The following is a 5,338-nucleotide window of genomic DNA, read 5'->3' as shown; positions in this document are numbered from 1 at the left end:
CTTCAAGGTCGGCGATTTCGCCGGCGTCGGCTGCATGGTCGATTCCTGCCGCCACTGCGCGGCCTGCGATGAAGATCTGGAGCAGTACTGCGAGAAGGGCGCGACCTTCACCTACAACAGCACCGAGCGCGAGAGCGGCCAGCCGACCTTCGGCGGCTACTCCGACCACATCGTGGTCGAGCAGCGCTTCGTGGTGAAGGTGTCCGAAACGCTCGACCTCAAGGCCGCCGCGCCGCTGCTGTGCGCTGGCATCACCACCTATTCGCCGTTGCGCCACTGGAAGGTCGGCCCCGGCCAGAAGGTCGGCGTGATCGGCCTCGGTGGCCTGGGCCACATGGGCGTGAAGTTCGCCAAGGCGATGGGCGCCACCGTGGTGATGATCACCACCACCCCGGAAAAGGGCGCCGATGCCAAGCGCCTGGGCGCCGATGAAGTGCTGGTCTCGCGTGATCCGGCGCAGATGAAGGCCCATGCGGGCAGCTTCGACTTCCTGCTCAACACCATCCCGGTCAGCCACGACACCAACCCGTACATGTCCCTGCTCAAGCGCGATGCCACCATGTGCCTGGTCGGCGTGCTGACCGAGCTGGATCCGCCGCTGATGGGCGCTTCGGTGATGTTCGGCCGCAAGCACATCACCGGCTCGGCGATCGGCGGCATGGCTGAGACGCAGGAAATGATGGACTTCTGTGCCGAGCACAACATCGTCAGCGACGTGGAAGTGATCGACATCAAGACCGTCAACGAGGCCTGGGAGCGCATGGCGAAGAACGATGTGCGGTACCGCTTCGTCATCGACATGGGCACGCTGGAAAAGGCGGCCTGATCCTTCCGCACAGGCATGAAAAAACCCCGGCAATGCCGGGTTTTTTTTTGTGAGCTGTACACGTGTGCCCTTCGCGCAAATGTCTCCCGGCCGCTACGGGGCGCGGCGTGCGGTAAGCAGGGGGAAGCCAAGCGTGGCGCTGGTCGGTGGGTCGGGCGCTGGGCGCCCATGCCCTTGGAGGCGAAATAAAGGAGGAGGTGGCGGCCGCAGGCCGACGCCGGGGGACATTCGCCGGAAAGGGCATGGGCGCCCAGCGCCCGACCCACCGACTACCGCTTTCGCCCACTCAGTACGCGAATTCCTTGAACACTGGGTCGATGTTGCCGCCCCACTCGCCGTGGAAGAGCGCCAGCTTGCGGTCGGCCGGGGTCAACCCGGAATCGACGATCTCCTGCAGCACCTCCAGGAACTTGCTTTCGTCCTGACCGTCGGCATTGCGCGCGGCGCGACGCTTGAGCCCGGCTACCGCGATCTTCAACGCTTCGCGTGACAGATCCAGCACGGTGCCGTTGCGGAACGGCAGCTTCAAGCCATGCTTCGGCACGCCATCGCGCAGAACGTTGCGCTCAACCAGGCTGAAATCGCGGACCAGATCCCACGCGGCATCGAGTGCGGCATCGTCATACAGCAGGCCTACCCAGAACGCGGGCAGCGCGCACAGGCGGCTCCACGGGCCGGCATCGGCGCCGCGCATTTCCAGGTACTTCTTCAGGCGCACTTCCGGGAAGGCGGTGGTCATGTGGTCGGACCAGTCGCGCAGCGTGGGCAGCTGGCCCGGCAGCACCGGCAGCTTGCCGACCATGAAATCGCGGAAGCTCTGGCCGCTGGCATCGTGGTACTTGCCATCGCGGTAAGAGAAGTACATCGGCACATCGAGCAGGTAATCCACGTAACGCTCGTAACCGAAACCGTCTTCGAACACGAAGTCGAGCATGCCGGTGCGATCGTTGTCGGTGTCGGTCCAGATGTGCGAACGGTAGCTCTGGTAGCCGTTCGGCGCGCCCTCGGTGAACGGAGAATCGGCGAACAGCGCGGTGGCGATCGGCTGCAGCGCCAGCGACACGCGGAACTTCTTCACCATGTCCGCTTCGGTGGCGTAATCCAGGTTGACCTGCACCGTGCAGGTGCGGGTCATCATGTCCAGGCCGAGCGTGCCGACCTTGGGCATGTACTCGCGCATGATCTTGTAGCGGCCCTTGGGCATCCACGGCATTTCATTGCGGGTCCACTTCGGCTGGAAACCCATGCCGAGGAAGCCCAGCTGCAGTTCGCCGGCGACCTGCGCCACTTCATTGAGATGGGTGCCGGTTTCCACGCAGGTCTGGTGGATGGTTTCCAGTGCCGCGCCGGACAACTCCAGCTGGCCGGCCGGCTCCAGCGTCACCGAGGCGTTGTCGCGCAGCAGCGCGATGGTGCGGCCCTCTTCCTGCACCGGGTCCCAGCCGAAGCGGGTCAGGCCGTTGAGCAGCGCTTCGATGCCGCGGTCACCGTCGAAGGTGGGCGGGCGCAGGTCATCCAGGCGAAAGCCGAACTTCTCGTGCTCGGTGCCGATGCGCCACTGCGCCTGGGGCTTTTCGCCGGAGGCCAACGTGGCGACCAGTTCATTACGGTCGGTGATCGGCGTCTCGGCGACGTGGCTGGGGCTCGACAAGGGGAGGCTCGCAGAATTCTGGTCAGGGCGGGGATGTGGGGTTCACGCCCCCGCATCGCAAGGGCGCACTATATCGTGGCGTCCCCTGCCGTCGTGTCACCGTGACGGTTTTCAGCATCCTACTGGCATGGGCTTGACGCTGCGCCGGCCCCGCCGCGGCTGCGAGTCATTCCGCCGTTGGCCGCCGCCAGCCCCTAAACTGATTCGATGAGCCGATCCCGACATCCGGAAGTCCATCGCTCCGACCGTGTCGGCTGGCTGCGTGCCGCCGTGCTCGGCGCCAATGACGGCATTGTCTCGGTGGCCGGCCTGGTCGTCGGCATCGCTGCCAGCGGCGCGTCGGCCTCCACGATCCTGGCCACCGGCATCGCCGGGACCGTGGCCGGCGCGATGTCGATGGCGGCCGGTGAGTATGTCTCGGTGCAGTCCCAGGCCGATACCGAACTGGCCGACCTGGCAGTGGAGAAGCGCGAACTTCACGAAGACCCGCACAGCGAGCTGGAAGAGCTGGCCGCGATTTACCGCCACCGTGGGCTGAGTCCCGAGCTGGCGCATGAAGTGGCCACCCAGCTCACCGCACACGACGCGCTGGGGGCGCATGCCCGCGATGAGCTGGGCATCACCGAGGAACTGCGCGCGCGCCCGATGCAGGCCGCCATGGCCTCGGCCGGCGCCTTCGTCAGTGGCGCCGCGTTGCCGGTGCTGACCGCCCTGCTCGCGCCGCATGCTCTCGTCGGCCAGGCAACCACTGTGGTGACGCTGCTGGGGCTGTGCCTGACCGGCACCCTGGCCGCGCACGCCGGCGGCGCCTCGCGCGTGCGTGGCGCGCTGCGCGTGACCTTCTGGGGCGCGATCGCGATGGCCGCCGCCGCACTGGTCGGCCAGCTGTTCAACGTGGCAGGCTGAGTCATGTCCGCACCCATTGATACCACTACTCCGCTGCTGGCGACCCTGGCCAGCCTGGCCGACTGCCAGCGCGCGGATGGTTACGCCTGCATCACTGCGCGCCGCGAGCATGGCGCCTCGTCGGTGGAGATTCCGCAGCCGCAGTTCGCGATCCTGCTGCAGGGTCGCAAGCAGGTGCGCACCGCGCAGCAGTCGCTGGAATTCGCGCCGGGCGATCTGTTCCTGATCACCCGCCGCTGCCGCATTGATGTGGTCAACATCCCCGATCCGCACAGCGGCCTCTATCTCAGTGCGATCGTGCCGATGTGCGCCGAGGCGCTCACGGCCGCCCGCGCGCTGTGGAACGAGCCGCTGCCGCAGGCCGGTGACGCACTGGCCAGGCTGCCGCTGGCCGAGCATGGCGCCACCCTGCTGCAGTGGCGGCAGGCGCTGGAACACGGTCACTACACCGAAGCACGCCTGGCCCTGGCCTCGCTTGCCGTGGCCTTCTGCCGGCGCGGGCACGGCAGCCTGCTGATTCCCCCCGAGCCGAGCCTGGGGGAACGCATCCGCGATCTGATCGCTGCCCAGCCCGAGCGCGATTGGCAATCACGTGATTTTGAAGCGCAGCTGGGCCTCAGCGGTGCCACGCTGCGCCGGCGCCTGGCCAGCGAACACTCCAGCGTGCGCGAACTGATCACCGATGCGCGGCTCGCGCATGCGATGGGCCTGCTCTACACCACCCGGCTGCCGTTGAAGACCGTGGCCGCGCGCGTGGGCTACCGCTCGCTGGGCAGCTTCAACAAGCGCTTCGCCGAACGCTATGGGCTGGAACCGGCGGCGATCGGCAACAGCTGAGCGCGAGCGGATCGCGCGGCATTCTGAGCGGAACGCAACCGGCGGGACGCGCAGCATGGAGGCACCGCGGCGCTGCCGCCCTGTCCGGAACCTGCCATGCATTTCCCCCGCGTTCGCACGCTCGCCTCCGCCGTGTTGCTGGCCGTTGTCGCCAGCCCCGCATGGGCCACCACCACACACACCCCGCGCGAGCAGGTCCCCGGCGTGTATCACCAGCAGATCGGCACGCTGCAGGTCACCGCGTTGTTCGACGGCACGGTCGCACTGGGCCGGCAGGAACTCGTCGGGATCGCCCCCGGCGCGGTCACCCGCCTGCTCGATCACCGCTACGTACCCGAGGATGGCAAGGGCCTGCAGACCGCGGTCAATGCGTACCTGGTGCAGCAGGGCGATCACCTGACCCTGGTCGACACCGGCACCGCGCAGTGCTTCGGCCCCGGTTTGGGCCAGGTGCTGGGCAACCTGCGCAAGGCCGGCTATGACCCGGCGGACGTGGATGAGGTGGTGCTGACCCACGCGCACCCGGATCACCTGTGCGGCCTGCTCGATGCGCAGGACACGATGGCCTACCCGAATGCCACGGTGTGGCTGTCGGCGGCCGATGCCGCGTTCTGGCTGGATCCGGCCAGCGAGGCAACCGCGCCGCAGGGCGTGCGCTTTGCCTTCGCCCTGGCGCGCAAGGCGGTGGCGCCGTATGAAGCGAGCGGGAAACTGAAGCGCTTTGCACCGGGCGACACATTGCCGGCGGGCATCACCGCCTTGGACAGCCATGGTCATACGGTCGGCCATGTGTCGTACCAGATCGATGGCGGCGCCGGCCAGCAGTTGCTGGTGTGGGGCGACCTCGTGCATTACCACGCAGTGCAGTTCGCGCAGCCTCAGGCATCGTTTGAAGCGGACAGCGACCGCGTGGCGGCGATCGCCAGCCGGCGCCGGATGATGGCGCAGGCGGCGGATAAGGGCTGGTGGGTCGCGGGCGCACACCTGCCCTTCCCGGGGCTGGGGCATGTGCGTCGCGAAGGGGAGGCATTCGCTTGGGTGCCGGGCGAATTCGCGCCGTTGCCGGCGAAATGATGGGCGCCGGCCAGCGGCCGGCACTACCCGCGTCGCGCGGTCCG

5 protein-coding genes are annotated in these 5,338 nt (G+C 67.7%); 4 read left to right on the top strand and 1 reads right to left on the bottom strand.

Features of this window, described 5'->3' with window-relative positions; genetic code table 11:
- Window positions 1–826: NAD(P)-dependent alcohol dehydrogenase (locus ACE026_RS10030; protein WP_486038883.1), on the top strand; the 826-nt coding region annotated here is incomplete at its 5' end.
- Window positions 827–1,112: 286 nt separating this feature from the next.
- On the opposite strand, the gene ACE026_RS10025 is transcribed toward ACE026_RS10030, so the two are convergent.
- Window positions 1,113–2,477: a glutamate--cysteine ligase gene (locus ACE026_RS10025; RefSeq protein WP_486038882.1), complete on the bottom strand. Its 1,365-nt coding sequence runs from the start codon at window positions 2,475–2,477 to the stop codon at window positions 1,113–1,115.
- 207 nt (window positions 2,478–2,684) lie between these two features.
- Between ACE026_RS10025 and ACE026_RS10020 the strand changes: the two genes are divergently transcribed.
- The 3 genes from ACE026_RS10020 (at window position 2,685) to ACE026_RS10010 (ending at window position 5,294) form a co-directional block, all read left to right on the top strand.
- Window positions 2,685–3,383: a VIT1/CCC1 transporter family protein gene (locus ACE026_RS10020; RefSeq protein WP_486038881.1), complete on the top strand. Its 699-nt coding sequence runs from the start codon at window positions 2,685–2,687 to the stop codon at window positions 3,381–3,383.
- Window positions 3,384–3,386: 3 nt separating this feature from the next.
- Window positions 3,387–4,220, top strand: a complete 834-nt coding sequence (locus ACE026_RS10015) for a helix-turn-helix transcriptional regulator (RefSeq protein ID WP_486038880.1) — start codon at window positions 3,387–3,389, stop codon at window positions 4,218–4,220.
- 96 nt (window positions 4,221–4,316) lie between these two features.
- Window positions 4,317–5,294, top strand: coding sequence for an MBL fold metallo-hydrolase (locus ACE026_RS10010; protein ID WP_486038879.1), 978 nt, complete (start codon window positions 4,317–4,319; stop codon window positions 5,292–5,294).
- The last annotated feature ends 44 nt before the right edge of the window (window positions 5,295–5,338 follow it).

The sequence above is a fragment of the Stenotrophomonas sp. AGC87 genome (assembly GCF_057333975.1).
This window is presented reverse-complemented; position numbering and strand designations above follow the sequence as displayed.

What these genes read in the sequence shown, in the direction of transcription:
- ACE026_RS10020 (WP_486038881.1), top strand. Translation starts at nt 2,685, where the DNA reads ATGAGCCGATCCCGACATCCGGAAGTCCATCGCTCCGACCGTGTCGGC.
- ACE026_RS10015 (WP_486038880.1), top strand. Translation starts at nt 3,387, where the DNA reads ATGTCCGCACCCATTGATACCACTACTCCGCTGCTGGCGACCCTGGCC.
- ACE026_RS10010 (WP_486038879.1), top strand. Translation starts at nt 4,317, where the DNA reads ATGCATTTCCCCCGCGTTCGCACGCTCGCCTCCGCCGTGTTGCTGGCC.